This is a genomic window from Agromyces tardus (genome assembly GCF_003710805.1).
GTDB classification, from domain to species: domain Bacteria; phylum Actinomycetota; class Actinomycetes; order Actinomycetales; family Microbacteriaceae; genus Agromyces; species Agromyces tardus.
In genome coordinates this window covers 13843-39923 of sequence record NZ_RHHB01000003.1, presented here as the reverse complement: position 1 = coordinate 39923, position 26081 = coordinate 13843, and the positions used below count along the sequence as shown (strand labels likewise).

Sequence of the window (26081 nt, the reverse complement as noted above, 5' to 3'; positions counted from 1 at the left end):
GGCCGGCCCCACGCCCGTCGAAGGGCCGGATTCCCGCTAGAGGTTGACCCACTCCGTGCTGCCGCCGTCGAGGTGCTGGCGCTTCCAGATGGGCGTGCGCTCCTTGATGCGGTCGACGAGCAGGGCGCAGGCGGCGAAGGCCTCCGCGCGGTGGGCCGCGGCGACGGATGCCACGAGCGCGATGTCGCCCACGGCGAGCGTGCCGATCCGGTGGGCGGCCGCGATGCGCAGCCCCGTCTCGTGGGCGACCTCGGCGCAGGTCGCGCGCAGGAACCGCTCCGCATCCGGGTGCGCCTGGTAGTCGAGCGCGGTCACCGCGGTGCCGTGGTCGTGGTCGCGGATCACGCCCTCGAAGGTCACGAGCGCGCCGTCGTGCGTCGACAGCACGAACGCCTCGATCGCGGCGCGGTCGATCGGGTCGCGGGTGACTCGGGCGAAGACGTCGGGATCGGGGAGCTCGGGCAGGTCGGGCAGCTCGGGTCGGTCGGCGATCTCAGGCATCGGTGCCTCCATGGTGATGACCCACGACGGGGGGATGCGGCCGCGAAGCGGGACGCGGGTTGGGGCGCGGATGTCCGCGCGGGGTTCGCGGCGCGTGGTCGCCGCCCGCGACCTGGTCGACGAGGTGCGCGAGCAGTCCGTCGAGCACGCGGAGTCCGTCGGCGACGCCGCCGCGGGACCCGGGGAGGTTCACGACGACCGTGCGCCCCGCGACCCCGGCGAGCGCGCGACTCAGCACCGCCGTCGGCGTGACGGCGCGACCCGCCGCCCGGATCGCCTCGGCCACGCCGGGCAGCTCCTGGTCGAGCACCGCGAGGGTCGCCTCGGGGGTGCGGTCGCCCGGGTTCACGCCCGTGCCGCCGGTCGTGATGAGCACGGCGGGGGATGCCGCGACGGCACCGCGCATCGCGTCGGCCACCTCCGCGTCGGCCACGACGACGGGCTCGCCGACCTCGAAGCCGCGCGCGTGCAACCAGTCGGCGATCACGGGTCCGGTGGTGTCCTCGGCGGTGCCGGCGGCGGCACGGGTCGAGACGACGAGCACCACCGCGCGATTCGCGCGCGGCGCGTCGCCCGTCGTCGCGGCATCCGGCGTGACCACCGCGGGCGTGGGCGCCTGCACGGCGATCTCGGGCACCGCCGCATCATCCGCTCGCCAGATGCCGCGCTTGCCGCCGCGCTTCTCGATCAGGCGGATGCCGCCGAGCTGGGCGGCCGGGTCGACGGCCTTCACCATGTCGTGCAGCGTGAGGCCCGCGATCGCGACGGCGGTGAGCGCCTCCATCTCGATGCCGGTGCGGGCGGTGGTCGAGACGGTCGCACGGATCCAGATCGCCTCGGGCGCGAAGTCGAAGTCGATCGACACGGAGTCGAGCGGCACGATGTGCGCGAGCGGGATGAGCTCGCTCGTGCGCTTCGCCCCGGCGATGCCGGCGATGCGCGCGGTCGGCAGCACGTCGGCCTTCTTCAGCCCGTCGGAGCGGACGAGGTCGATGACCTCGGCCGTGGTCGCGAGGCGGCCCTCCGCGATCGCGATCCGGCGCGTCACCGGCTTGTCGCCGACGTCGACCATGCGGGCCCGGCCGTCGCCGTCGAGGTGCGTGAGCTCGCTCATAGGTCCACGGTATCGACCATCGCGCCCGCGTCGAGGGCCTCGACGTCGTCCGGCACGACGATGAGCAGGTCGGATGCCGCGAGCGCGGCCACCAGGTGGGAGCCCGGCCCGCCGACCGGAAGCGCCCGGTCGTCGTCGGTGCGGCGCCCGCGCAGGAACTGCCGCCGGCCGGGGACCGATCGCACCGGCTCGGCGAGCGGCATCCGCTCGCTTCGCGCCGGCGGAAGCCCGTGGATCGCACGCAGCGTCGGCGCTGCGAAGAGCTCGAACGAGAGCTGCGCGCTCACGGGGTTGCCGGGGAACGCGAGCACGGGCACGCCCCGGTAGACCGCGGTCGCCTGCGGGCCGCCCGGCTGCATGGCGACCGAGCCGACCCAAGCGCCGAGCGGCTCGAGCAACTCGCGCACGACCTCGTAGGCGCCCTGCGAGATGCCGCCGCTCGTCACGATGAGCTCGGCGCCCGCGTCGACGGCCGCGTCGAGCTCGGCGCGCAACTGCTCGACGCGGTCGCGCACGCGCGCGACGTGCACGACGACGGCGCCGGTCGCGGTCGCCGCGGCGGCGAGCGCGACGCCGTTCGCGTCGGGGATCTCGCCCGGCCCGAGCGCCGTGCCCGGCGGCACGAGCTCGCTGCCGGTGCTCACGACGGCGACGCGCACGCGTTCGCGCACGAGCAGTGCGGTGAGTCCGGATGCCGCGGCCGCTGCCAGGTGGCGCGAGCCGAGCCGCACGCCCGCGGGCAGCACGTCGGCACCCGCGGCGAGGTCCGATCCGGCTTCGCGCACGTACTCCCCTGCGGTGCGCGCGCGCAGGATCCGCACGCGGTCGCCGGTCTCCGGTTCGGTGTCCTCGACGGGCACGATCGCGTCGGCGCCCTCGGGCACCATCGCGCCGGTCATGATCCGCACCGCGGTGCCGGGCGCGAGCGGCGCGGGCGTGCCGGCGGTCGCGGCGACCTCGCCGGCGATCGGCAGCGGCACGGGCGCGCTCGCGACGTCGGCGGCGCGCACCGCGAACCCGTCCATCTGCGAGTTGCGGAACGGCGGCAGGGCGATCGGCGACTCCACGGGCGAGGCGGTGATGCGGCCGAGCGCCTCGGCGAGCGCGACCCGTTCGGTCGGCCGCGCGCCGAGCCCCGAGAGCAAGGTCCGCACGAAGCGCGCGTGCTCGTCGACCGGGATGCGGGCGCCCATCAGTACCGCACCACCGTCGGGTCGACCTCGCGCGACCACGCGTCGATGCCACCGGCGAGGTTGCGCACGTGCGCGAAGCCTGCGCCCGCGAGCGCCCGCGCGGCGTACTGCGATCGCACCCCCAGGTGGCAGTAGACGACGACGGACGCCGCAGGGTCGAGCTCGCCCGCACGGTCGCCGAGCTCGCCGAGCGGGATCAGGGTGGCGCCCGGGATGGTGGCGATGTCGGCCTCCCACGATTCCCGCACGTCGAGGAGCAGCGGCGATGCCCCGGAGGCGAGTTCCGCGGCGAGCGCGGCCGCGTCCACCTCGCCGGGCGGTGCCTGCTGTGCGGCGCGAGGAGCCGACGGAGGAGGCGTCTCGAGATCCTCCGCCCGTCGATACCGGATCTCGCGCGTGCTGCCCCGCAACGCGTCGTAGACCACGACCCTGCCGAGCAGCGGCTCGCCGATGCCCGTGAGGAGCTTGAGCGCCTCGCCCGCCATCATGCCGCCGGTGACGGTGCACACCGTGGGCAGGATGCCGTCGACCTCGCAGCTGAGGCCCGCGTCGGCGGGGGGCTCGGGGAACAGGTCGCGGTACGAGACGCCGCGTGCCTCCCACGAGACGCCCACTTGGCCGCTGAACTTCGCGGCGGAGCCCCACACGAGCGGGATGCCGGCGCGCGCCGTGGCGTCGTCGGCGACGTAGCGCGTGAGGATGTCGTCGGTGCCGTCGATCACGAGGTCGGCGCCGGCGAGGAGTTCGTCGGCGTTGCCGGCGTCGAAGCGGTGCGGTACGGGCGTGACGAGGGTCTCGGGCGAGAGGCGAGCCGCGGCATCCGTCGCCGACTCGACCTTGGTGCGCCCGACGTCGTCGGGGCTGTGCAGGACCTGCCGGTGCAGGTTCGTGACCTCGACGCGGTCGTCGTCGACGATCGTGATGCGCCCGACGCCCGCGGCGACGAGCGCGGGGACGACTGCGCTGCCGAGCCCGCCTGCGCCGAGCACGACGACGTGCGCGTCGGCGAGTCGCTGCTGGCCCGCCACGCCGAAACCGGGCAGCACGCGCTGGCGCGCGTACCGGGGAGAGGCGGGGTCGAGGTCAGCGGCCATGCTCCGATTCTCGCAGGCGGCGACGGCGCCGCGGCAGGCCATCGCGCGCGATCACGCCGTCGCGGCGTCGGCCGGTCGCGACCCAGGAGCCGCGGTGCGCTCGGCGCGGTCGCGGATGCCGCGCAGCATCCGCTCGGTCATGAGGAAGCTCACCATCTCGACCGTCTCGACGAGCGCCGGGGCCCAGGCCGTGAGGTACCCGTACCGCTCGCGCACGATGAGTCGCGTGGAACCGTCGGGCTGCGGCTGGAGCACGAACGCCCACGTGAAGTCGTACGGCGCGGCCGCCCCCGTGCCGTCGACCCCGACGGCGCCGCGCAGGACGAGATGCCGCTCCTCGTCGAGCGCTGCGACTGCGAGCGCGACCTCCGGGGCGAGGTTCACGGCATCGCCGACCGCACGCACGCGAAGATCGGGCCGGATGCGGTCGAGGGTGCGGATCTCGACCCCCACGAGGTTCTCGAGCCAGTCGTAGCTGTAGAACCCGCCGCGGTTCTGGCCGAGCTGCGCGATCCACGGCCACACGTCGGCCGGCGTCGCCTGGATCGAGATCGCGCGGGTGGCCTGGAGGTCGGGCCGGGGCAGCAGGTCGTCTCCGGGCAGTGCCCTGCGCACTTCGTCGTCGCTCGCGCCCCAGCGCAACGAGGCCCGGCGAACGAGCACGACGGCCGCCACGGCACCCGCGGCGACCACCGCGCTCGTGACGATCCCTCGCATCCAGCCCACGGGGCCAGTATCCCAACGGCGCCCGCAGGGGACAACGGGTGATGGCGCTGCGTCCGCCACGCGGGTGTGAGCGTGGCGGCGTCCGCCCGACGGCGGTATCGTGCGGCGCGTGCGCACTCGAGTACTCGCTGCCTCGTCCATCGTCGCCGTCGCGCTGCTCCTGACGGCCTGTGCGTCGGGTGGCGGGTCGCCGACGTCGTCCCCCGCGCCGACCGCATCGGCCTCGAGCTCGCCCACGCCGAGCGCCTCCCCGGCGCCGACCGACCCGAACGCGCCGGCCGGCCAGTGCGCCGACGACGCGCTCGAGGTCACCGTGCAGCCCAGCCCCGACGGGGGCAGCGCGGGCCACGTGAACTCCATCGTCGTCTTCACGAACACCGGCAGCGCGTCGTGCGAACTGCGGGGCGCCCCGGGCGTCTCGGTCGTCGACGCGAACGGCACGCAGCTCGGCGAGGCGGCCGAGCAGGTAGAGGATGACGCGCCGCCGACGATCACGCTCGCACCGGGCGGCACGGCGGTCGCCGCACTCTCGTCCGTGAACATCGGCACGGACGGCGGCCCGCTCGGCGACAAGTGCCCGACCGTGGCCGGCGCGGGCTACGTCGTGTACCCGCCGCACAGCTTCACGCCGTTCGAGGTCTCGGCCGATGTTCCGGCGTGCGAGAGCTCGACGCCGTGGATGACGGTGACGGCGGTGGCGCAGGGCTAGGAGCCGCGCGTCCTCCCGGCGGCGCGGCGACGCTCAGGCCGGGTCGGCTGCCGTCGCCCGAACGTGGAACCCGTCGAGGCTGCGCACGTGCGCCGCGACTTGCCGCTCCGCCTCGCGGGTGACCGCCTCGACCTGGCTGAGCGGAAGGTCGTCGGTCACGACGAGTGCGTCGCCCTGCAGGCGGTGTCCGACCCAGCGCAGCCGGAGCTGCGCGACGGCGCGGATGCCGTCGACGTGCTCGAGGGCGTGCTCGGCGCGACCGACGAGCTCCGGCTCGATCCCGTCGAGCAGGCGGATGCCGATGCTCCGCGCGGCGCCCCAGAGCAGCACCATGATGGCCGCCGAGATGGCGAGTCCCGCGATCGGGTCGGCGAGCGGGAAGCCGGCCAGCACACCGAGTGCCCCGAGCACGACCGCGAGCGACGTGAAGCCGTCGGTGCGCGCGTGCACGCCGTCGGCGACGAGCGCGGCCGAGCCGATGCGGCGACCCACGCGGATGCGGTAGACCGCGACCGCCTCGTTGCCGGCGAAGCCCACGAGGCCGGCGACGATCACCCAGCCGACATTGGTGATCGGCTGCGGATGCACGATCCGGTCGATCGACTGCCAGGCCGCGACCACTGCCGACAGCGCGACCACGGCGATGATGAACAGCCCCGCGACATCCTCCGCGCGGCCGAGGCCGTAGGTGCAACGGCGCGACGCCGCGCGACGACCGAGCACGAACGCGACCCAGAGGGGAACCGCGGTGAGCGCGTCCGAGAAGTTGTGCACGGTGTCGGCGAGCAGGGCGACGGATCCGCTCACGACCACGACGAGGAGCTGGAGCACGGTCGTGCCCAGCAGCAGGAAGAGGCTCACCTTGACCGCTCGTACGCCCTGCGCGCTGGCCTCGAGGGCGTCGTCGACCGCGTCCGCCGGGTCATGGGTGTGCGGGACGAAGAACTCGCGCAGCGCACCCACGAAGCCCGAGCCATGCGGGTGGCGGTCGTCGTGCGCGTGCCCGTGCTCGTGCTCGTGCTCGTGCGCATGGCCGCCGTGGTCGTGCGCGTGCTGCTTGGCAGTGCTCATTCCGCGTCCCCCGCGAGGACCTGGTGGTGGCGCGGGATCCCGCCGAGGGAGTGCTCCGCCTGGTGGATCGCGTCGGCGACGAGTTCGCTCGCGTGCTCGTTCTCGAGCCGGTAGTACACGCGCTGCCCCTCGTGCCGGGTCGCGACGATCCGGGCGAGCCGCAGCTTCGCGAGGTGCTGCGAGACGGCGGCGGGCGACTTGTCGACGAGCCCGGCCAGGTGGTTCACCGACAGCTCCCCGGCATCCTGCAGGGCGAGGATGACGCGCACCCGCGTCGCATCGGCGAGCATTGCGAAGATCTCGACCGCGACCTCGACGTACTCATCGGATGCGCCGAGGCGCGCATGCATATCTGCATCCATACGCAGATTCTTTCACGTCGAGCACGCGATCGGCACTGCCTCGGTATCCACGGCTAGAATCGCTTCATGGAGACGCATCTGCGGGAGCGATCATGACGCAGTTCCGCATCAGCGAAGCCGCGGCGTTGCTCGGCGTGAGCGACGACACCGTGCGCCGGTGGGCGGAGCACGGGCGCCTCCCCCTCGGTCGGGGCGCCAACGGCATGCAGGTCGTGGAGGGCGCCGACCTCGTGCCCCTCATGGCCGAGGCGGGCGGCGGTGCGCTCGCCGACGCGTTCCCGCTTGCGCGGGCCTCGGCACGCAACCGCTTCGTCGGCCTCGTGACGCGCGTGCAGCGCGACGGCGTCATGGCCCAGGTCGACCTGCAGGCGGGCCCGTTCCGCATCGTGTCGCTCATGAGCCGCGAGGCCGCCGACGAGCTCGGCCTCGAGCCGGGCATGCTCGCGGCGGCGAGCGCGAAGGCCACGACCGTGTCGATCGAGCTGCCTCCGGGCGCCGACGCATGAGGCGGATGCCGCGGCTCGCGCTCGGCGCCGGAGCCCTCGCCCTGGCTGTGGCGGCCGGCCTCGCCGGCTGCGCCGCCGCCGGAGCGGGCACGGGCACGAACTCCTCCCCCGCGGTGAGCGCTCCGACGGACGCCGCGCCCGCGACGATCACGGTCTTCGCCGCCGCATCCCTCACCGACGCGTTCGACGAGCTCGCCCGGCAGTACGAGCACGCGCACCCGAACGTCGACGTCGTGCTCAACTCCGGAGGCAGTGCCGCGCTCGCCCAGCAGGTGGTGGAGGGCGCGCCCGCCGACGTGTTCGCGTCGGCCGCCGAGGGGCCGATGCAGACGCTCGTCGACGCGGGCCTCGCAACCGACCCCGCGGTGTTCGCGACGAACACCCTGCAGCTCGCGGTGCCCGCCGGCAACCGCGCCGGGGTGACGGGACTCGCCGACCTCGCACGTGCCGAGCTGCGCATCGCGCTGTGCGACGAGTCGGTGCCGTGCGGCGCGGCATCCGCGAAGCTGCTCGCGCAGGCGCGCGTGACGGCGTCGCCCGACACCCTCGAGTCCGACGTGCGCGCCGTGCTCACGAAGGTCTCGCTCGGCGAGGTCGATGCGGCGCTCGTCTACCGCACCGACGTGCTCGCGGCGGGCGACGCGGTCGAGGGGATCGACGTGCCGGGTGCGGCATCCGTCGTGAACCGCTACCCGATCGCGGCGCTCGACGGCGCCCCCGACGCGGCGGCGGGGTTCGTCGCGTTCGTCACGGGGCCGGCCGGGCGTGCGGTGCTCGCTGAGGCCGGGTTCGGGGCGCCGTAGGTGGCGGGCCGAGCAGCGTCTGCGGGCCGGGTCACGGGCCGTGTCCCCGGCCGTGCCGGTGGCCGTGCCGCTGGTCGTATCACGGGCCGGGCCACCGGCCGGCTCGCGTGGCCCGTGACCGCGGTGGCCGTGCTCGCGCTCGCGGTGCTCGTGCTGCCGCTCGTCGCCCTCGTCGCCCGGGCGCCGTGGGCCGAGCTGCCCGAGCTGCTCGCGCGGGAGTCGGTGCTGCAGGCGCTCGTGCTCTCGTTCGTCACCGCGACGGCCGCCACGGGGCTGTGCCTCGTGCTCGGCGTACCCCTCGCGACGTTGCTCGCGCGCGCCGCCGACTGGCCCACGGTGCCCCGGCGGCTGCTGCGCGCGGCGGTGACCGTGCCGCTCGTGCTGCCGCCCGTGGTCGGGGGTATCGCGCTGCTCATGCTGCTCGGACGGCGCGGACTCGTCGGATCCGTGCTCGAGGACTGGTTCGGCGTGACCGTGCCGTTCACCAGCGGCGCGGTCGTGCTCGCGCAGGTGTTCGTGTCGCTGCCGTTCCTCGTGTTCGCGGTCGAGGGGGCGTTGCGCTCCGCCGATCGGCGCACCGAGGGTGCCGCGGCCACGCTCGGCGCGTCGCGGTGGCAGGTGTTCCGGCACGTCACGCTGCCGCTCGTCGCGCCCGGTGTCGCCGCCGGCGCGGTCCTGTGCTTCAGTCGTGCGCTCGGCGAGTTCGGTGCGACGATCACGTTCGCGGGTTCCCTGCCCGGCGTCACCCGCACGCTCCCGATCGCGAGCTACCTCGCGATGCAGTCCGATCCCGACGAAGCGGTCGCGCTCGCACTGCTGCTCCTCGCGGTGTCGGTCGCGGTGCTGCTCGGCTTGCGCGACCGGTGGCTTCCGGGGGTGCGCGGATGATGCCCGCCGAGCCCTCGAGCGCCCGCCCCTCGTTGCACGCCGACGTGACGGTCACGCGCGGCGAGCGCAGGATCGCGGCCGCGTTCGACGTGGTGCCGGGGCATCCGCTCGCCGTCATCGGGCCCAATGGCGCCGGCAAGTCGAGTGTGCTCGCGGCGATCGCGGGGCTCGTGCCGCTCGACGCGGGGGAGGTCCGGATCGGGTCGCGGCGCGTCGACGGGCTGCCGCCCGAGCGGCGGCGCATCGGCGTGGTGTTCCAGGACTACGTGCTCTTCCCGCACCTCTCGGTGCGGGACAACGTGGCGTTCGCGGCGCGGATGCGCGGCGGTTCGCGGTCGGCTGCGCGGGCGGTGGCCGAGCCCTGGCTCGCGCGCTACGACCTGACGGCGCTCGCCGACCGCCTGCCTGCCGAGCTCTCGGGCGGGCAGGCGCAGCGCGTGGCCCTCGCCCGAGCGCTCGCGGCCGACCCCGACGTGCTGTTGCTCGACGAGCCCATGTCGGCCCTCGACGTCGAGGTGCGCGCCGACATGCGCGCCGAGCTCGCGACGCACGTGCGCGAGTTCGGCGGCGCGACGGTGCTCGTCACCCACAGCCCGGCGGATGCCGCAGCGCTCGCGGATTCGGTGCTCGTGCTCGAGCGGGGCCTGGTCACCCAACGCGGTACCCTCGCGGAGCTTCGCGCCGCGCCGGCGACCGCCTATGTCGAGCGGATGCTGGCGGCGTCAGTGGAATGACGGAGGGTCGCCGAAGGGCGCCGCGTCGTCGGCTGGGAGGCGGAGGGGAAGGACAGGGAAAGGAACGCGAGCCGCCGAGGGAGGATCAACACGGGGCGGGCGCGCAACCCGGCCGGGCGAGCAGAATGCAGGCCGGGCACAACCCCAACCCCTCCCCTACGACCGCGGCGTCTCCAGCCGGAACTCCACGGGCTCCGCGTCCGCGACATCCGACCAGCGCGCGACGTCGAACGAGAACTCGGCGGCGGCGCACGTGGGCATGTGCTCGATCGTGCCCGAGAGGTCGAACGCGAGATCGGAGAGGCCCGGATCGTGGGCGACGATCATCGCCGTCTCGACCGAGTCGTCGAGTTCGCCGACCACGCCGAGGATCGTGTCTGGCGACGAGCCGTACAGCCGCTCGTCGAGCACGACGGCCTCGGGCTCGATCCCGAACTGCGCGGCGATCGCCACCGCCGTGGCACGCGCCCGCACCGCGGTGCTCGACCGGATCACGTCGGGAAGGAGCCCCCGCTCGCGCAGGCGTCGCCCCATGTCGGGGGCATCGCGCCGACCGCGATGGTTCAGCGGGCGCTCATGATCCGGGGTTCCGGCGTGCTCCCAGCTCGACTTGGCGTGGCGCACGAGCACGAGGGTCTTCATGCGCCGAGTCTGCCACCGATGCCGCCCGGCCGCTCAGCGATGCGACCACCCGCCGGCGGCGCCGCCCACGCCGCCCACGCGCGTCCGCCCCGCGAGCCCCGCCGCGAACTCGAGCACGCACAGTGCGGCGAGACGCACGGTGCGGCCATCCGCGGCATCCGTCGTCGCATCGATCTCGACGAGGTCGGCGCTGCGCACCCGTCGATCGGATGCCGCGGCCCGCACGAGCGCGCGCAGCTCCCACGCCGCGAGGCCGCCGGGCACCGACGCGGGGCACGCGGGCGCCACGGAGCGGTCGCACGCGTCGACGTCGACGTCGAGGTGCACCGGACCCCCCGCCGCCCCCGCGATCGCGAGCGCCTCGCCCATGACCTCGGCGGGACGCCGCCCGTGCAGTTCGTCGCGGTGGATGACCGTGATGCCGAGATCGGCCGCTCGCCGCGCATACGCGGCGGAATTCGCGAAGTCGGCGATGCCGACCTGCACGATGCGGGCGGGGTCGAGTCCCGCCTCCACGAGACGGCGCACGGGCGAGCCGTTCGAGACGCCGTCGCGCAGGTCGTAGTGGGCGTCGATGGTCACGAGGCCCGCGGTCGCGAGTTCGTCGCCCCACGCCCCGAGGGCCGTCGCGACCGTCACCGAGTTGTCGCCGCCGAGCGCCATGAGCGCGTCGGCGCGCGCGAGCACCTCGGCGACACGGGTCCGGGTGCGCGCCTCGCCGTCGGGCCCGTCGGGCTCGTCGATGTCGCCCGCATCCGCGAACCCGACGTCGGCCAGGTCGCGCGGGTCGCGCCCCGCTGCACCGTCGGGCTGCGAGCGATCGGGCATGAGCGCGGGGCTGTAGCGGCGCAGCGCCGCACGAACGGCCGCCGGCGTCGCGTGGGCGTTCGACGCTGAGAGCGACGTGCGCCACGCGGGGACCCCGAGCAGCGCGAGCCCGACCCGCGCGTCGCCCGCGAGCGAGTCGAACCCCGGCCAGTCGCCGGCCCTCGGCCAGAGCGGATCGTGCGACAGCGCGGGCTCGGTCATGGTCCGAAGCTAGCAACGACGGATGCCGCGGGCCGAGCCCCCGCGCCCGGCACCGTCTGCCATCCCAGACGCACTCCGAAGGGGCTCCGAACGCGCTCCGCAGGCCGAGGGATGCACGCCGCTCAGGCGCCCGGCGGACTCGACGTCTCGTCGAGCGCACGCACGATCTCGCGATACTCCTCGGGCGTGATCTCACCGCGCGCGAGCCGCTCCTCCGCGATCGCGCGGGCGGTGCTGCGCGGGGGTGTCGGTGGCACGTCGGCCGCCGGCTGATGACTCACGGGCGCCGACCGGTTCGACTGCCGCACCACGAGGAGGATGAGCGCCACGAGCGCCCCGATGAGGAGGAGGAATCCAAGTACGCCCCAGATCCACCCGAACCCCATGCCGTAACCGGGTCCGTACATGCAGCATCACCTCCGACGCCGTGGGGAGGCGGCATCCGTCCCCGCTCGCCTCATCGTACGCCCGCGATTCCGCGCGCGACCGGGACCAAGGTCGGCCCCGGCTCAGCCGCGCAGCTCCGCGATGAGCTCGCGCTCGCGCTCGGCCCCGAGCCCCGCCCGGCGTTCGCGCCCGAGCCCCGCCGAGCGTTCCCACGCGAGCACGTCCGCGAGCGACTCGCGCACCGGCCGCAGCACGAGCCCCTCCCGCTCGGCCGCCGCGTTCGACCGGTCGAGGAACGCGTTCCACGTGGGGTCGGCGATCCACAGCGGCAACGAGTCGGGCCCCGCCCACTCGTTCACCCCGAGTTCGGCGAGGCGATCGGCGGATGCCACGACGACCTCGCCGTCGTGTGCGCCCAGTTCGCGCGACACCGCGAGCCACTCCGCGAAGGTCGTGCGGTCGCCGACGGCGTTGAACGTGCCCGTGAGTCCCCGCGCCGCCCCATCGAGCAGGAACCGCACGAGATCGCGTACGTCGATGGCCTGCACCGCGGCATCCGGGATCTCGGGAACGAGCATGGGCTCACGGTCGCGTGCCGCCCGTGCCACCCAGTAGCCCGCGCGATCCGACGGATCGCCCGGACCCGCGATGAGCCCCGGCCGCACCACGAGCAGGCGGTCGGATACCGCACCGCGCCACGCCGCCTCGCAGGCGACCTTCGCCTCGCCGTACGTCTCGGGCGTCGACGCATCGTCCGCGAGCGCCGGCAACAGCGCGGCGGACTCGTCGGCTCCCGGCTCGTCGTGCCGGGCGTAGACGCTGCACGACGAGACGAACACGACGTGCCGGGCACGTCCGGCGAGCGCGGCGGCGGCGCGACGGGCGTGCCCCGGCTGCCGCGTGAGGTCGATCACCACGTCCCAGTCGAGGTCGCCGACGGCGTCGTACGCGTCGGGCCGGTCGCGATCGGCCGCCACGAGCTCCGCCCTCGGCGCGACGGCACCCGCCTCGCCGCGCGCGAGGCACGTCACGCGATCGCCGCGCGCGATCGCCTCCCGGGCGAGTTCGCGTCCGAGCCATTGGGTGCCACCGAGGATGAGCAGGTCCATTCCGCCATCGAACCAGACGGATGCCGCACCGCGCGCTGCTGTTCACGCAGGGCGGAGCGCGCTTGAATCGAGCATGGCCATCGAACTCGCGGACGTGCAGCTGACCTCGACCGAGGGCGCGTTCGGCGCGGTGCTCGCCGTGCCCGAGGGCGCGGGCCCCTGGCCCGCGCTCGTCGTGGTGCACGAGATCTTCGGAGTGGACGACGCGATGCGCGCGCACCTGCGGCGGCTCGCGGGCATGGGGTACCTCGCCCTCATGCCCGACCTCTACTGGCGGGGCGGTGCCCGGCGCTGCCTCGTCGCGACCGTCCGGGCGCTCCGGTCGGGCCGGGGCGCCGCATTCTCCGACATCGAGGCGGCGCGGACGGCGCTGCTCGACCGGCCCGACTGCACGCGCGCGGTGGGCGTGATCGGGTTCTGCCTCGGCGGCGGGTTCGCGTTGCTCGCCGCGTCACGCGGGTTCGAAGCGGCATCCGTGAACTACGGGATGCTGCCCGACGACCTCGACGCCGCCCTCGAGGGCGCCTGCCCGGTCGTGGCGAGCTACGGCGGCGCGGACCGCGCGCTTCCCGGCGCGGCGGCGAAGCTCGAGACGGCGCTCGAGGCCCGCGGCATCCGCCACGACGTGACGGAGTACCCCGGCGCGAACCACGCGTTCCTCAACGACCGGCCTGCGGGCTGGTGGTGGGCCCGGCCGTTCCTGCGCATCCGCGGCATGGGGCCCGATCCGGATGCCGCGGCGCAGGCCTGGACGCGCGTCGACGCGTTCCTGCGGCGCGAGCTGACCGGGTCGCCGGGGGCCTGAGCCCGCAGCGAGCGCCGTTCAGCGGGCGTGCGCCGCGGCATCCGCCCGCCTGCGCCGCAGCAGCCGGAGGCCGAGCTTGCGGAGCTCCTCGACCCAGAGCACGACCGACGCCATCGCCGCGCACACCGCCCAGTGCACGCCGTCGAGGCTCGCGGTGCTGAACGCCACCTGCAGCGGCGGCAGCGAGACCACGGCCACCTGCAGCAGCACCCCGAGCACGACCGCGCCCCACAGCCATCGGTTCGCGAAGAAGCCGCGGAACGCGCTCGAGGTCGCCGAGCGCGCGTTGAACGCCATGATGAGGCCCGCGAACACGAGCGTCGTGAAGCCCGCCGTGCGAGCGACGTCGAAGGTGTCGGTGCCGCCGGGGATGAGGCCGCCGGGAAGGAACACGTCCATCGTGAGCAGCGTGACGACGGAGATCACGAGACCGGTGATCGCGATGCCGATCCACATGCCCCGGTCGATCGCCCGGTCGTGCAGGCCTCGCGGTGGCCGGGTCATGACGTCGTCGATCTCGGGGTCGACGCCCATCGCGAGCGCGGGACCCGAATCGGTCACGAGGTTGATCCAGAGGATCTGCGTCGCGAGCAGCGGCAGCACGATGCCGTCGGCGGACGCGTGGGTGAACCCGAGCAGCCCGGCGAACACGACGCCGAGGAACACGGTGAGCACCTCGCCCATGTTCCCGTAGAGCAGGTAGCGCAGGAACTTGCGGATGTTGTCGAAGATCACCCGGCCTTCGCGCACCGCATGCACGATCGTCGCGAAGTCGTCGTCGGCGAGCACCATGTTCGCCGCCTCCTTGGCGACCTCGGTGCCCGTGACCCCCATGGCGATGCCGATGTCGGCCGACTTCAGGGCGGGCGCGTCGTTCACGCCGTCGCCCGTCATGGCCACGACGAGTCCCTCCGCCTGCAGCGCGTCGACGATGCGCAGCTTGTGCGCGGGCGAGACGCGAGCGAACACCGAGACGGTGCGCACGGCGTCGCGCAGCTGGTGCTCGTCCATGCCGTCGATGCGCGCGCCCGGCAGGGCGATGCCCTCGTCGTCGATGATGCCGAGGTCGCGGGCGATGCGCGCGGCGGTCGCCGGGTGGTCGCCCGTGATCATGACCACGCGGATACCGGCGGCGCGCGCCTCGGCGATCGCGGGTCGCACTTCGGGGCGGGGCGGATCGAGGATGCCCACGACGCCGGCGTACACGAGGTCCTGCTCGGCGGACTCGTCGAAGTCGGCGGCATCCGCACCCCCGCCGGTGCCCTCGAGCTCGGGCGCCGGTCGGTAGGCGACGCCGAGCGTGCGGAACGCCTCCTCCGAGAGCAGTTCCATGTCGGCGAGCGCGCGCGCCCGGCGCACCGGGTCGAGCGGAACGATCCGCGCGCCGAGCTGCAGGCGTGTGCAGTGCCGCAGCAGCACGTCGGGCGCGCCCTTGCTCAGCACCACGAGGTCGCCGTTCTCGTGGCGATGCGCCGTCGACATCATCTTGCGCTCGGAGCTGAACGGCACCTCGGCAACGCGCCCGTACCGTGCCGTCTCTTCACGAGTGCCGCCGAGCTTGCGCGCCGCCACGAGGAATGCGGCCTCCGTCGGGTCGCCCTCGATCTCCCAGACCCCGTCGTGCTGGGCCAGCTGCGCGTCGTTCACAAGGGAGCCGGCGCCGAGCACGATCTGCGCCTCGAGCCGCAGCGGGCCCGCGGCGAGGTCGTGGCCGTGGTCGGTGGCGCGACCCACGGGCGCGTAGCCCACGCCGCTCAGGTCGACGGTGCCCGACGCCGTGACGATCCGCTCGATCGTCATCTGGTTCGTCGTGAGCGTGCCCGTCTTGTCGGTGCAGATGACGGAGGCCGACCCGAGCGTCTCGACGCTCGAGAGCCGCTTGACGACGGCGTTGCGCTTCGCCATGCGCTGCACGCCGAGCGCGAGCACGACCGAGAGGATCGCCGGGAGCCCTTCCGGCACCGCGGCCACGGCGAGGGAGACGCCGAGCAGCAGGACCGTCACGACATCGGCGGGGGTGCGGATCCCCTCGATGAGCGCGATCGTGACCATCACGACGATCGCGATGCCGATCACGATGCGGCCGAGCAGCCGGCCCAGGTGCGACACCTCCTGCTGCAGGGGCGTCGGCTGCTCGACGGTCGCGTCGAGCATCGTGGCGATCGCGCCCATCTCGGTCGCCATGCCGGTGGCGGTGACGATCGCGCCGCCCGTGCCGCGGCTCACCGCGGTGCCCTTGAAGACCATGTCGCGCCGGTCGCCGATCGGCACGACCTCGTCGATGCGGTCGGGATGCTTCTCGACCGCCTCGCTCTCGCCGGTGAGCGAGGCCTCGGCGACGAACAGCGCGGCGGCACGGAACAGGCGCGCGTCGGCGCCGACCTGGTCGCCCTCGGCGAGCACGAGGATGTCGCCGGGCACGAGCTCGGTGCTGGGCACGGTGCGCAGCTCGCCGTCGCGCAGCACGGTCGAGCGGGCCTGGGTCATCACCGCGAGCGCGGCGACCGCGTGCTCGGCGCGGGACTCCTGCACGAGGCCGAGCACCGCGTTGAGCACGAGGATCGCGACGATGACGATCGCGTCGATCGGCGCACCGACGGCTCCCTCGATCAGCCAGGCGATCACGGAGATCACGACCGCCGCGAGCAGCAGCAGGATCAGCGGATCGGAGAACTGGGCGAGCAGCCGGCGCCACAGCGGGGTGCTCGCGGCGGCGCGCAGCTCGTTCGGTCCGTGGTGGGCGAGGCGGCGCGCGGCCTCCTCGGCTGTGAGGCCGCGTTCGGGATCGACGAGCAGGGCCCGGGCGACGTCGGCGGCATCCGTTCGCGCCGGGTCGAGCGAGGCCGTCGACAGGTCGCGCGGGGTCGCCATGGGCTCATCCTGCGGGGGCCGGTCGACGCGCCGCAAGGGCCGGAAGGCACTGCGCATTCCCGGCTGCGGAATCGGGAACATCTGCGCTCCGACCGTGGTTGAGGGTGGTGAAGCAGTACCCCCAGGGGGTATGATCGCAGCACTCCCGAAGGAGGAAGATCGATGAGCATGACACGTGACGACATGCACGAGCACCACGGCGGCTCGTCCGCGGTGCAACCTGCGACGCAGGGCGACGATGCGGATGCCGCGGCGCACGACATGCACGCGGGGCACGACATGCACGCCGGCCACGACATGCACGCGGGACACGACATGCACGCTGGGCACGACCTGCACGCGGGCACCGGCCACGAGGCATCCGCGGGGCATGACACGCACGCCGGCCACGACACGCACGCCGGACACGACATGCACGCCGGACACGACATGCATGCCGGACACGGCGGCGGCCACGGCGACCACGTCGGCCAGTTCCGCCGCCTCTTCTGGATCATGCTCGTCATCGCGATCCCCACGATCGCCTTCTCGGGCATGTTCGCCGACCTGCTCGGCTACGAGCTGCCCGACTGGGCCATCGTGCCCTGGATCTCCCCCGCGCTCGGCACGGTCATGTACTTCTGGGGCGGCAAGCCGTTCCTCACGGGGGCCTGGTCGGAGCTGAAGGCCCGCAAGCCCGGCATGATGCTGCTGATCGGCCTCGCGATCACGGTCGCATACTTCGCGTCGCTCGGCGCGACCATCGGCCTGCTGCCGCACCACCTCGACTTCTGGTGGGAGCTCGCGCTCCTCATCGTGATCATGCTGCTCGGCCACTGGATCGAGATGCGCTCGATCATGCAGGCTTCGTCGGCGCTCGACGCGCTCGCGGCGCTGCTGCCCGACGAGGCGGAGCGGGTCTCGACGGGCCCGACCGGCGCCTCGACCGCCGGCGCCGACACGATCGAGATCGTGTCGCCGTCCGACCTCGCGGTGGGCGACGTCGTGATCGTGCGCCCCGGCGGACGCGTGCCCGCCGACGGCGAGGTCGTCGACGGCACCGCGGCGGTCGACGAGTCCATGATCACGGGCGAGTCCGCCACGGTGAGCCGCGGCCCGGGCGACCACGTGGTCGCCGGTACGGTCGCGACCGACACCGCGATCCGCGTGCGCGTCGATGCGGTCGGCGACGACACCGCGCTCGCCGGCATCCAGCGGCTCGTCGCGCAGGCGCAGGCCTCGAGCTCGCGCGCCCAGCGCCTCGCCGACCGCGCAGCGGGCTGGCTGTTCTGGTTCGCGCTCGGCGCGGCGGTGATCACGGCGATCGCCTGGGTGCTCCTCGGCGACGACGAGGACGCCGTGATCCACACCATCACCGTGCTCGTGATCGCGTGCCCCCACGCCCTCGGGCTCGCGATCCCGCTCGTCGTCTCCATCGCGACCGAGCGTGCCGCCCGCGGCGGGGTGCTGGTCACCGACCGCCTCGCCCTCGAGACGATGCGGACCGTGCAGGCCGTGCTCTTCGACAAGACGGGCACCCTCACGAAGGGCGAGCCGGCGGTCACGGATGCCGTGGCCGTGCCGGGATTCGACCCCGACCGGCTCATGTCGATCGCGGCGGCCGCGGAACGCGATTCCGAGCACCCGCTCGCCAAGGCGATCGTCGCGGACGCTGCTCGGCGCGGTCTCGCCGTGCCGACGGCCTCGGGATTCGAGGCATCCGCCGCGGTCGGCGTGCACGCGCAGGTCGACGGGCGCAGCGTCCAGGTGGGCGGCCCCGGACTGCTCGCACGGGCCGGGAAGCAGCCGCTCGCGGCATCCGCCGGCTGGAGCGAGGCGGGCCAGACCGTGCTCCACGTGCTCGTCGACGGCGACGTCGCCGGTGCGATCGCGCTGGCCGACGAGATCCGCCCGGAGTCCCGCGAGGCCGTCGAGGCCCTGCACGCGCTCGGCATCCAGGTCGTGATGATCACGGGCGACGCGGAGCCGGTGGCGAACACCGTCGCCGGGCAACTCGGCATCGACCGCGTCTTCGCCGGGGTGCGCCCCGAGGACAAGTCCGCCAAGGTGCAGGAGCTGCAGGCGGAGGGCCTCTCGGTCGCGATGGTCGGCGACGGCGTGAACGATGCCCCGGCCCTCGCGCAGGCCGACGTGGGCATCGCGATCGGCGCGGGCACGGATGTCGCGATCGCCTCGGCCGGGGTCATCCTCGCGTCGAGCGACCCGCGCTCGGTGCTCTCGGTGATCGAGCTGTCGCGGGCGAGCTACCGCAAGATGCAGCAGAACCTGTGGTGGGCCGCCGGCTACAACATGGTGTCGGTGCCCCTCGCCGCGGGCATCCTCGCCCCGATCGGGTTCGTGCTGCCGATGTCGGTCGGCGCGATCCTCATGTCGCTCTCGACGGTCATCGTCGCGGCGAACGCGCAGCTCCTGCGGCGCCTCGACCTGCGACCGGATGCCTCGGCCCGGGCCGTGCTCGAACGGGCGCGCTGAGGCATCCGCTCGCCGCGCGCTCACGACCGACGGCGCCGCTCCCCTCCACGGGACGGCGCCGCCGCGGCGTCGTGCCGGGAGGCCTCAGGTGCGCAGCGGTGCCGCCGGAACGGCGAGCGCGATGAGCTCCGTGACGTTCGCGAGGATCGCGTCGTGCGGCCCCGCTGCGAGCTCCTCGCGACGGGCGGCGCCCGTGAGCACGCCGATCACGAAGCGCGCGCCCGAGGCACGACCGGTCTCGAGGGCGGCGAGCGTGTCGCCCGCGACGAGCACCTGGCGCACGTCACGGATGCCCGTGCGCTCCATCGCGCGATGCACGAGGTACGGGGCTGGCCGCCCGGCCGCGACCTCGTCGGCGCAGACGAGCGCGTCCACCGCGCCGACGCGCCGGCCGGAGTCGTCGCCGACCGTCCAGCCGAGCTCGCCGAGCAGCTCCTCGGCCGTCTCGTGCGGCAGGTCCGTGATCAGGGCGACCTTCACGCCGCGTCGCCGCAGCTCGGCGAATGTCTCGGCGGCACCGCGCACCGGCACCGGCGGGTGCAGCTCGCCGTCGGATCGCCGTGCGATGGTGGTCCCGGCGAAGCCGAGCACGGCGAGGGTGATCATGGATGGGCGCTCCTGTCATGGGTGGGGTCGGCACGGGTGAGCGGCGTGCGCCGGTCCACCTCGTTCTCGATGGCGAAGTTCGCGAGCTCGGGGCGGTAGCGGTCCTCGGCGACGCAGAGCGGTCGCCCGGCGCCGTCGCACGTGAGGCGGCGCTCGCGCAGCAGCGGGGACCCCGTGGCGATCCCGAGCACCTCGGCGTCGAGCCGGTTCGCCGCGACGGCGTCGATCGTGTGGCGCGCGCGTCGCAGGTCGATGCCGCGGCTCGTGAGGTGCGCGTGCAGCGAGCCGGAGTCGCAGTCGAAGTCCGCGAGGTGCAGGCCGACCTCGAGGATGAACGACGCCCGCTCCACCATCGTCGGCACGCCGTCGAGGGAGCGCACCCGCAGCACGTCGATCACGGCGCCGCCTTCGCCGAGCCGCAGCAGCCCCGCCACCACCGAGGTCGCGGGGCGTTTCGCGAGCTCGAGCGTGCGCTGGCCCGGCGCCTTGCCGATGCTGCGGGCCCACTCGGTGAACGAGGTGAACGTCGAGAACGACTGCGACGGCACGAACCGGCCGACGACCGGGGCGCGGCCGCGACCGCCGACCACCACGCCCTCCGCGCGCAGCGTGGCGAGCGCCTGGCGCACCGGCCCGCGCGAGGTGCCGAACTCGCGGCAGAGCGCCGCCTCGCTCGGCAGTTGCATTCCCACCGGCCACTCGCCGCTGCCGATGCGCGCGCGAAGCTCTTCCGTCACCCTGCGGTGCAGCGGCGCCTCGACGATCGACATGTCCTCGACGCTACGAACCCGGCGCGCATACAGGGGCCGATCGACACGACAGCTGGGTGAACCTTCGGTGAACCCGTGGCGACGTCGCCCGGCAACCGTGGTGGCCCGGGCTACCGGCACCGCCCGAGGCGGTCTAGGCTGCGGCCGAGCGAGCACCGCACCCGGCGGAGCGCCGGGGCAGGGCACGACACGCTCGGGTTCGCGACGGGAAGCGACGGAGGCACCACGATGCATCGAGTCCCAGCCACGCCCGTGGTCCTGTCGGCCCTCGCCCTCGGAGCGGCGCTGTCGGGCTGCGCCGCCGCGGAGGAACGCTCCGCGAGGGAGGACCCCTCCACGACGGAGGAACCCACCGCCACCTTCGTCCCTCCGACGTTGACGGGATCCATCCTGTTCGTCGATGCCGGCGACATCGTCGCCTACCGCGGCGACGAGGCCGCGAACCTCACCACGACGCCGGAGGCCGAGTCGGTCCCCCGATGGTCCTCCGACGGTTCCCGCATCATCTTCATCCGCAGCGACGACGCGGGCAACGGCGACGTCTACACGATGAACGCGGACGGCAGCGGCGAGGTGCGGCTGACGACGACCCAGGTGAGCGAGGAGGTCGCGGCGTGGTCGCCCGACGATTCCGCCATCGCGTTCTCGACGTTCACCGAAGCCGACGGCGGCACCATCTGGCTGATGAATGCCGACGGCACCGAACCACGGGCGATCTACGCCGAGCAGGACGCCTTCGTCGGGCTGCAGGATTGGGCCCCCGACGGCCGCAGCCTCCTGATCGGCGTCGACCGCGGCGGCGGCGGCGAACTCGATCTCTACTCGATCGGCGTCGACGGCACCGGCCTCGCGCAGCTCACCGCCACGGGCGGCGACGACGCCGGCGGGCGGTGGGCGCCCGACGGCCAACGCATCGTCTTCTGGAGCGACGGCAACCCGCAGGGCCCCGGCATCTACCTCATGGCGCCCGATGGCTCGGACCCGCAGCGGATCCTCGAGGACACCCTGTCTGCGGACACGGTCGCGTCGGCATGGTCGCCGGACGGCGACCGGATCGCCTGGACCGCCAAGTTCGAGGGCGGGGGCGGTTCGCCCATCTGGGTGATGACGGCCGACGGCACCGGACTCGAGCAGCTGTGGGACGAGCTCCCCGAGCGGAGCACGCTCGACTGGGCCGAGTGAGCCGGTCCCCGCTGCCCGCTGGTGGGGCTAGATCACGGCGTCGGCGGATGCCGCGGCATCCGGCCCGGCGGGTGGCGTCGTGTCATCCGCCGAGCCCGCCGCCCCTGCCGCCTCGGCCTTCGCCGCGCGCTTCGCATCCCGACGCTCGCGGCGCCCCTCGACGAGGTCGTACAGCGCCGGCAGCACGAGCAGCGTGAGCACGGTCGACGAGAGCAGACCGCCGATCACGACGAGCGCGAGCGGCTGCGAGATGAACCCGCCGCTGCCCGTGAGCCCGATCGCGAGGGGCAGGAGCGCGAAGATCGTCGCGAGCGCCGTCATGAGGATGGGCCGCAGTCGGCGCGAGGCACCGTGCAGCAGCGCGTCGCGCACCGTCATGCCGCGATCGCGGTACTGGTTCACGAGGTCGATGAGCACGATCGCGTTCGTCACGACGATGCCCACGAGCATGAGCACGCCGACGAGCGACGCGACGCCGAGCGGGATGCCCGTGACGACCTGCAGCAGGATCGCGCCCGTCGCCGCGAAGGGCACCGACACGAGCAGCAGCAGGGGCTGGCGCAGCGAGCGGAACGTCGCGACCATCACGATGTAGACGATGAGGATCGCCGCGAGCAGCGCGAGGCCGAGCTGCGAGAACGACTCCTGCTGGTCGGCGGTGACGCCGCCGACCGACGCCGAGGTGCCCTCGGGCAGGTCGACCGCGTCGAGTGCGGCCGCCACGTCGGCGCTCGCGGTGCCGAGGTCGTCGCTGTTCGGCGTGGCCGAGACGGTCGCGCTGCGCAGACCCTGCACGGTCGTGACGGATGCCGGGCCGTCGGTCTGCTCGACGGTCGCGAGCTCGTCGAGCCGCACAGGACCCGTGGGCGTCGGGATCTCGAGCGCCGAGAGCTCGTCGATCGACGCCGGCGGCTCGTCGGAGGCGAGGTAGATCGTGAGGGTCTGTTCGTCGATCACGACCGAGCCGGCCGGCTGCGGCGACATCGCGGCCGACACCACGCTGCCGAGGGCGACCTCGGAGTAGCCCGCGGCCGCCGCATCCGCCCGGTTCACCTCGACGGCGACGTACGGCTGCGACGCCGAGAGGTTGGACGTGACCTGGCTCAGCGAGTCGAGCCCGTCGAGCTCGGTGACGACGGCATCGGTGGCGGCCTGCAGGTCCGCCGCGTTCGACGCCGTGATGTCGACGGCGATGTCGTTCGACGCGCCGAAGCCGCTCTGGGCGGCGAGCGTGATCTCGCCCGCATCGTCGAGCGCGTCGAGCTCCTCGCGCACGTCGGCCTGCAGCGCCTCCTGGTCGGCGGATTCGTCGGTCGTGACCGAGTAGGTGATCGTGGCGGAGCTGCCGCCGCCGAACGCGGCCGCGAGGCTGCTGCCGCCCGAGCCGATCGAGGTCTGCACGGTCTCGACGCCCTCGGTGTCGCGGATGACCTGCTCCACCGGCTGCGAGGCCGCGTCGAGCGCGTCGAGGCTCGTGCCCACCGGCAGCTCCTGCGTGACGCGGAACGTGTTCTGGCCCGACGATCCGAGGAAGTTCGTCTTCATGAGCGGGATGATCGCCACTGTGCCGGCGAGCACGAGCACGGCGATGATCATCGTGACGCCGGCGTGCTTGAGCGTCCAGCGCAGGATCGGCAGGTAGCCGCGCTGCAGGCGAGAGGGGTGCTCGAGCTCGTCGACGGCCTGCGCGGGGCTCTCCTCGTCGACGAATGCCGCGGCCGCGGCTTCGCCCGCGTCGGCGTGCTGGTGCGGCTTCGCGGGCTTCAGGAACCAGTACGCGAGCACCGGCACGATCGTGAGCGACACGAGCAGCGACGCGAGCAGCGCGATCGTGACCGTGAGCGAGAACGGGCGGAACAGCTCGCCCGTGACGCCCTCGACGAGCGCGATGGGCAGGAACACCGCCACGGTCGTGATCGTCGATGCGGTGACCGCCCCGGCGACCTCGCGCACGGCGCGCACGATCGTCGACGCCTTGTCGGAGCCCGCGACGAGGTGCCGCTTGATGTTCTCGATGACGACGATCGAGTCGTCGACCACGCGGCCGATGGCGATCGTGAGCGCGCCGAGCGTGAGCACGTTGAGGGTGTAGTCGGCGACCTGCAGCCCGATGAACGTGATGAGCACCGACGTCGGGATCGAGATGGCCGTGACGAGCGTGGCCCGCACCGACATCAGGAAGATCAGGATGACGATGACCGCGAACAGCAGGCCGAGCAGGCCCTCGGTGGCGAGCGACTCGATCGAGCGCTCGATGTAGGGCGCCTGGTCGAACACGACCGTGAAGGTGGCGCCGGGGTTGGTCGTGTCGAGCGCCGACTCGAGGTCGGGCAACAGGTCGCGCACCGCGTTCGACACCTCGACGGTGTTGGCCGCCGGCAGCTTCGTGACCGAGATCGTGAGCGCGGGCTCCCCGTTCACGCGCGAGATGCTCGTCACGGGGTTCTCGGTGAGCTCGACGGATGCCACGTCGGCGATCGTCGCCGCGACGGGCACGCTCACCGTGGCCGCGGCGGCTGCAGCGGCGTCCCCTCCGGGGAACGCTCCTGCGCCCGCGCCGGGCACAGCCGGCGCCGCCTGCTGCTCGGTCGCACCGAGCACGGGCAGCGCCGCCACCTCGTCGACGCTCTGGATGCGCACGCCGGTCTGCACGGCGAACGTCCGGTCGCCCTCGGTGATCGAACCCGCCGGGATGAGCAGGCCGTTCTGCGCGAGCGCGTCGCGGATGGCCTGCTGGGTGAGGCCGAGCGCCGCGAGCTTCTCGGGGTCGGGCGTGATCGTCACGCGCTGGCCGACGTCGCCGACGAGCGCCGCATCGCGCACGCCGTCGAGGTCGCGGAGCTCGGGAAGGGTCGTGCGCGTGAGCTCGTCGGAGAGCGTCGCCGCGTCGTCGGCGCCCGTGACGGCGACCTGGATGACCGGGAAGTCGTCGAAGCTCAGCGCGATGACGCGCGGATCCACGTCCTCGGGCAGGTCGCCCGAGATGCGGTTCACCGCGGAGAGCAGCTTCTGCTCGGCGAACGCCAGGTCGGTGCCGTACGTGAAGCTCGCGGTGACCCGCGACAGGCCCGTCGAGCTCGTCGTGGAGGTCGACTCGAGCCCCGTGATGCCCTGGATCGCGGTCTCGATGGGCGTCGAGACATCCGTGTTGACGATGTCGGGCGACGCGCCCGGATAGCTCGTGACGATCGACAGCTGCGGGAACTCGATCGAGGGCGCGAGCTCCTGCTTCAGGCTCGAGAGCGAGATGACGCCGAAGATCGCGACCACCACCGTGACGAGGGCGATGAGGGCGCGGTTCTTCATGCTGAGCTTCGCGAGCACGTACATGCCTCGATTGTTGCAGTGACTGCAGCCCGCGGATGTCACGGGAACCTGTGAACGTGCCGTGCAGGGTCTTCACCCTGGCCCCCGACCGGGGGTAGGGTGCGAGGGATCGCATCTTTCCGGGGGGTCGTGGTGGGGGCAGTGGAGTCGCAGCGACACACGCCGCTGCTTCGCGCTGCACTCGTTCGCTCCGGACTCATCGGGGCCTGCGTCGCCGCCGCCTGGATCGCGTTGAGCCTCGTCATGAGCCCGTCGAGCGCGTCGGCCGAGGAGCAGCCCGACGGCCTGCTCGGCACGGTCGGCACGGTGGTGGGCGACGTCGGCGACACGCTCGACGGCGCGATCGACACGGTCGACACGGCAGTCGACGCCGTCGAGCCCGTGCTCGAGCCGATCGTTGCGGTCACGCCGACCGTGACCGACGCGGCGCCGTCACTCGTGGAGCCCGCCCTCGCGGCGGTGCCCGTCGGCGGAGTGGCGGATGACGCGAGCACGACGGTCGACGCCGTCGACGCAGCGGTCGTCGGCGCGATCGCCGGCGCGGGCGAGGCGGTCTCCGCGATCGCCTCGAGCAGCCCGGCCGGAACGCTCGTGGATCCACTGGCCGGCACACTCGACGACGTCGTGGGCGGGCTTCCGATCGTCGGCACCCTGCTCGGCGACGACACCCTCGGCGGCGTCCTCGGGCCGATCACCGGCCTCGTCGACGAGACCCTCGATGGGGTGGTCGGCGACCTCGGCCCGCTGCCGGGCGACGGCGTGCTGCCGTCGCCACCGGGCATCGATGTCCGCCCAGAAGCACCCGCCTCCGGCGCGGTGCCGGCGTCGGCCGGTGTCGCGGTCGTCGCGCCCGACGCTCGCGACCTCGCCCCGCCTGGCGTTCCCGGCACGGTGTCGGATGCCGCCGCGCCTGCGGGCTCCGCGACGCTCGGCGGGTCGGGCACGCCCACGTGGCCGCCCGGCGCGCCTGCGCCCGGCGAGCCGCTCGACGCGCCCGTCACCGGATCGACGGGAGCCGGCACGGCGGGCGCCGGGGCCGGCAACACCGCGGACGCGGCATCCGGCGCCATCGATCTCGACGCCCTCGCGTCGCTCGTGCTCGGTTCGGTCGACGACGAACTGCCGTCGTCGCCGGTGTACGACACCGACACCACCCCTGACTGACGGGAACCGCCCGCCT

The 26081-nt window shown here is 73.7% G+C and carries 24 protein-coding genes; 9 read left to right on the top strand and 15 right to left on the bottom strand.

The window, feature by feature from the left end:
* Positions 1-36: 36 nt before the first annotated feature.
* From EDM22_RS03270 to EDM22_RS03250, 5 genes are read right to left on the bottom strand one after another with little or no spacing between them, the layout of a single operon-like run.
* Positions 37-501, bottom strand: coding sequence for a molybdenum cofactor biosynthesis protein MoaE (locus EDM22_RS03270; RefSeq protein WP_122935635.1), 465 nt, complete (start codon positions 499-501; stop codon positions 37-39).
* Positions 494-1615, bottom strand: a complete 1122-nt coding sequence (moaCB, locus tag EDM22_RS03265) for a bifunctional molybdenum cofactor biosynthesis protein MoaC/MoaB (RefSeq protein ID WP_122935634.1) — start codon at positions 1613-1615, stop codon at positions 494-496. Before moaCB ends, EDM22_RS03270 begins: the two co-directional genes overlap by 8 nt.
* Positions 1612-2808: a molybdopterin molybdotransferase MoeA gene (locus tag EDM22_RS03260; RefSeq protein WP_122935633.1), complete on the bottom strand. Its 1197-nt coding sequence runs from the start codon at positions 2806-2808 to the stop codon at positions 1612-1614. Before EDM22_RS03260 ends, moaCB begins: the two co-directional genes overlap by 4 nt.
* Positions 2808-3902: a ThiF family adenylyltransferase gene (locus tag EDM22_RS03255; RefSeq protein ID WP_122935632.1), complete on the bottom strand. Its 1095-nt coding sequence runs from the start codon at positions 3900-3902 to the stop codon at positions 2808-2810. The genes EDM22_RS03260 and EDM22_RS03255 overlap by 1 nt, the downstream gene beginning before the upstream one ends.
* 51 nt (positions 3903-3953) lie before the next feature.
* Complete coding sequence (locus EDM22_RS03250) at positions 3954-4619, bottom strand: SRPBCC family protein (protein ID WP_122935771.1); 666 nt, start codon at positions 4617-4619, stop codon at positions 3954-3956.
* Between the two features lie 118 nt (positions 4620-4737).
* Here EDM22_RS03250 and EDM22_RS03245 point away from each other — a divergent pair, with 118 nt between their 5' ends.
* Positions 4738-5337, top strand: coding sequence for a DUF4232 domain-containing protein (locus EDM22_RS03245; RefSeq protein WP_138708011.1), 600 nt, complete (start codon positions 4738-4740; stop codon positions 5335-5337).
* 33 nt (positions 5338-5370) lie between these two features.
* On the opposite strand, the gene EDM22_RS03240 is transcribed toward EDM22_RS03245, so the two are convergent.
* The gene (locus tag EDM22_RS03240) at positions 5371-6408 is read right to left on the bottom strand and encodes a cation diffusion facilitator family transporter (protein ID WP_122935630.1); all 1038 of its coding nucleotides are present in this window, start codon (positions 6406-6408) and stop codon (positions 5371-5373) included.
* Positions 6405-6770, bottom strand: coding sequence for an ArsR/SmtB family transcription factor (locus EDM22_RS03235; protein WP_122935629.1), 366 nt, complete (start codon positions 6768-6770; stop codon positions 6405-6407). The genes EDM22_RS03240 and EDM22_RS03235 overlap by 4 nt, the downstream gene beginning before the upstream one ends.
* A 92-nt stretch (positions 6771-6862) precedes the next feature.
* Between EDM22_RS03235 and EDM22_RS03230 the strand changes: the two genes are divergently transcribed.
* The 4 genes from EDM22_RS03230 (at position 6863) to EDM22_RS03215 (ending at position 9701) form a co-directional block, all read left to right on the top strand.
* Positions 6863-7276, top strand: coding sequence for a TOBE domain-containing protein (locus tag EDM22_RS03230; protein ID WP_122935628.1), 414 nt, complete (start codon positions 6863-6865; stop codon positions 7274-7276).
* Between the two features lie 5 nt (positions 7277-7281).
* Positions 7282-8079: a molybdate ABC transporter substrate-binding protein gene (modA, locus tag EDM22_RS03225; RefSeq protein ID WP_342768489.1), complete on the top strand. Its 798-nt coding sequence runs from the start codon at positions 7282-7284 to the stop codon at positions 8077-8079.
* A 114-nt stretch (positions 8080-8193) separates the two neighbouring features.
* The gene (locus EDM22_RS03220) at positions 8194-8967 is read left to right on the top strand and encodes an ABC transporter permease (RefSeq protein WP_245989152.1); all 774 of its coding nucleotides are present in this window, start codon (positions 8194-8196) and stop codon (positions 8965-8967) included.
* Positions 8964-9701, top strand: coding sequence for an ABC transporter ATP-binding protein (locus EDM22_RS03215; protein WP_122935625.1), 738 nt, complete (start codon positions 8964-8966; stop codon positions 9699-9701). The genes EDM22_RS03220 and EDM22_RS03215 overlap by 4 nt, the downstream gene beginning before the upstream one ends.
* A gap of 156 nt (positions 9702-9857) precedes the next feature.
* Here EDM22_RS03215 and EDM22_RS03210 read toward each other — a convergent pair whose 3' ends face one another.
* From EDM22_RS03210 to EDM22_RS03195, 4 genes are all read right to left on the bottom strand, one after another.
* Complete coding sequence (locus EDM22_RS03210) at positions 9858-10343, bottom strand: SixA phosphatase family protein (protein WP_122935624.1); 486 nt, start codon at positions 10341-10343, stop codon at positions 9858-9860.
* 33 nt (positions 10344-10376) lie between these two features.
* A complete protein-coding gene (locus EDM22_RS03205) occupies positions 10377-11372 on the bottom strand; it encodes an arginase family protein (protein ID WP_122935623.1) in 996 nt (331 codons plus the stop codon).
* Between the two features lie 122 nt (positions 11373-11494).
* The gene (locus tag EDM22_RS03200; RefSeq protein WP_122935622.1) at positions 11495-11779 is read right to left on the bottom strand and encodes an SHOCT domain-containing protein; all 285 of its coding nucleotides are present in this window, start codon (positions 11777-11779) and stop codon (positions 11495-11497) included.
* Between the two features lie 102 nt (positions 11780-11881).
* Positions 11882-12868 (bottom strand): NAD-dependent epimerase/dehydratase family protein, encoded by a 987-nt coding sequence (locus EDM22_RS03195; RefSeq protein ID WP_122935621.1) that lies wholly within the window; start codon positions 12866-12868, stop codon positions 11882-11884.
* 73 nt (positions 12869-12941) lie between these two features.
* Between EDM22_RS03195 and EDM22_RS03190 the strand changes: the two genes are divergently transcribed.
* Positions 12942-13673, top strand: coding sequence for a dienelactone hydrolase family protein (locus EDM22_RS03190; RefSeq protein ID WP_122935620.1), 732 nt, complete (start codon positions 12942-12944; stop codon positions 13671-13673).
* An 18-nt stretch (positions 13674-13691) separates the two neighbouring features.
* Here EDM22_RS03190 and EDM22_RS03185 read toward each other — a convergent pair whose 3' ends face one another.
* Complete coding sequence (locus EDM22_RS03185) at positions 13692-16544, bottom strand: cation-translocating P-type ATPase (protein WP_122935619.1); 2853 nt, start codon at positions 16542-16544, stop codon at positions 13692-13694.
* Positions 16545-16712: 168 nt separating this feature from the next.
* Between EDM22_RS03185 and EDM22_RS03180 the strand changes: the two genes are divergently transcribed.
* The gene (locus tag EDM22_RS03180) at positions 16713-19016 is read left to right on the top strand and encodes a copper-translocating P-type ATPase (RefSeq protein WP_122935770.1); all 2304 of its coding nucleotides are present in this window, start codon (positions 16713-16715) and stop codon (positions 19014-19016) included.
* 84 nt (positions 19017-19100) lie between these two features.
* Here EDM22_RS03180 and EDM22_RS03175 read toward each other — a convergent pair whose 3' ends face one another.
* Entirely contained in the window at positions 19101-19622 is a 522-nt protein-coding gene (locus tag EDM22_RS03175) for an HAD family hydrolase (RefSeq protein WP_122935618.1), read from the bottom strand.
* A complete protein-coding gene (locus EDM22_RS03170; RefSeq protein WP_122935617.1) occupies positions 19619-20392 on the bottom strand; it encodes a GntR family transcriptional regulator in 774 nt (257 codons plus the stop codon). The genes EDM22_RS03175 and EDM22_RS03170 overlap by 4 nt, the downstream gene beginning before the upstream one ends.
* A 228-nt stretch (positions 20393-20620) precedes the next feature.
* Here EDM22_RS03170 and EDM22_RS03165 point away from each other — a divergent pair, with 228 nt between their 5' ends.
* Entirely contained in the window at positions 20621-21574 is a 954-nt protein-coding gene (locus EDM22_RS03165; protein ID WP_122935616.1) for a TolB family protein, read from the top strand.
* A gap of 27 nt (positions 21575-21601) precedes the next feature.
* Here the strand turns inward: EDM22_RS03165 and EDM22_RS03160 are convergent, their stop codons facing one another.
* Positions 21602-24904 (bottom strand): efflux RND transporter permease subunit, encoded by a 3303-nt coding sequence (locus EDM22_RS03160; protein WP_122935615.1) that lies wholly within the window; start codon positions 24902-24904, stop codon positions 21602-21604.
* Between the two features lie 126 nt (positions 24905-25030).
* Here EDM22_RS03160 and EDM22_RS03155 point away from each other — a divergent pair, with 126 nt between their 5' ends.
* Positions 25031-26065 carry a hypothetical protein gene (locus tag EDM22_RS03155; RefSeq protein WP_170963990.1) on the top strand — a complete coding sequence of 345 codons (1035 nt, stop codon included), beginning with the start codon at positions 25031-25033 and terminating at the stop codon, positions 26063-26065.
* Positions 26066-26081: the final 16 nt, after the last annotated feature.

Coding starts and splice junctions, on each gene's coding strand:
- moaCB (WP_122935634.1), bottom strand. CDS start 1,615: ATGAGCGAGCTCACGCACCTCGACGGCGACGGCCGGGCCCGCATGGTC.
- EDM22_RS03240 (WP_122935630.1), bottom strand. CDS start 6,408: ATGAGCACTGCCAAGCAGCACGCGCACGACCACGGCGGCCATGCGCAC.
- EDM22_RS03205 (WP_122935623.1), bottom strand. CDS start 11,372: ATGACCGAGCCCGCGCTGTCGCACGATCCGCTCTGGCCGAGGGCCGGC.
- EDM22_RS03255 (WP_122935632.1), bottom strand. CDS start 3,902: ATGGCCGCTGACCTCGACCCCGCCTCTCCCCGGTACGCGCGCCAGCGC.
- EDM22_RS03235 (WP_122935629.1), bottom strand. CDS start 6,770: ATGGATGCAGATATGCATGCGCGCCTCGGCGCATCCGATGAGTACGTC.
- EDM22_RS03165 (WP_122935616.1), top strand. CDS start 20,621: ATGCATCGAGTCCCAGCCACGCCCGTGGTCCTGTCGGCCCTCGCCCTC.
- EDM22_RS03175 (WP_122935618.1), bottom strand. CDS start 19,622: ATGATCACCCTCGCCGTGCTCGGCTTCGCCGGGACCACCATCGCACGG.
- EDM22_RS03195 (WP_122935621.1), bottom strand. CDS start 12,868: ATGGACCTGCTCATCCTCGGTGGCACCCAATGGCTCGGACGCGAACTC.
- EDM22_RS03230 (WP_122935628.1), top strand. CDS start 6,863: ATGACGCAGTTCCGCATCAGCGAAGCCGCGGCGTTGCTCGGCGTGAGC.
- EDM22_RS03250 (WP_122935771.1), bottom strand. CDS start 4,619: ATGCGAGGGATCGTCACGAGCGCGGTGGTCGCCGCGGGTGCCGTGGCG.
- EDM22_RS03200 (WP_122935622.1), bottom strand. CDS start 11,779: ATGTACGGACCCGGTTACGGCATGGGGTTCGGGTGGATCTGGGGCGTA.
- EDM22_RS03180 (WP_122935770.1), top strand. CDS start 16,713: ATGACACGTGACGACATGCACGAGCACCACGGCGGCTCGTCCGCGGTG.
- EDM22_RS03270 (WP_122935635.1), bottom strand. CDS start 501: ATGCCTGAGATCGCCGACCGACCCGAGCTGCCCGACCTGCCCGAGCTC.
- EDM22_RS03185 (WP_122935619.1), bottom strand. CDS start 16,544: ATGGCGACCCCGCGCGACCTGTCGACGGCCTCGCTCGACCCGGCGCGA.
- EDM22_RS03260 (WP_122935633.1), bottom strand. CDS start 2,808: ATGGGCGCCCGCATCCCGGTCGACGAGCACGCGCGCTTCGTGCGGACC.
- EDM22_RS03210 (WP_122935624.1), bottom strand. CDS start 10,343: ATGAAGACCCTCGTGCTCGTGCGCCACGCCAAGTCGAGCTGGGAGCAC.
- EDM22_RS03215 (WP_122935625.1), top strand. CDS start 8,964: ATGATGCCCGCCGAGCCCTCGAGCGCCCGCCCCTCGTTGCACGCCGAC.
- EDM22_RS03170 (WP_122935617.1), bottom strand. CDS start 20,392: ATGTCGATCGTCGAGGCGCCGCTGCACCGCAGGGTGACGGAAGAGCTT.
- EDM22_RS03190 (WP_122935620.1), top strand. CDS start 12,942: ATGGCCATCGAACTCGCGGACGTGCAGCTGACCTCGACCGAGGGCGCG.
- modA (WP_342768489.1), top strand. CDS start 7,282: ATGCCGCGGCTCGCGCTCGGCGCCGGAGCCCTCGCCCTGGCTGTGGCG.
- EDM22_RS03160 (WP_122935615.1), bottom strand. CDS start 24,904: ATGTACGTGCTCGCGAAGCTCAGCATGAAGAACCGCGCCCTCATCGCC.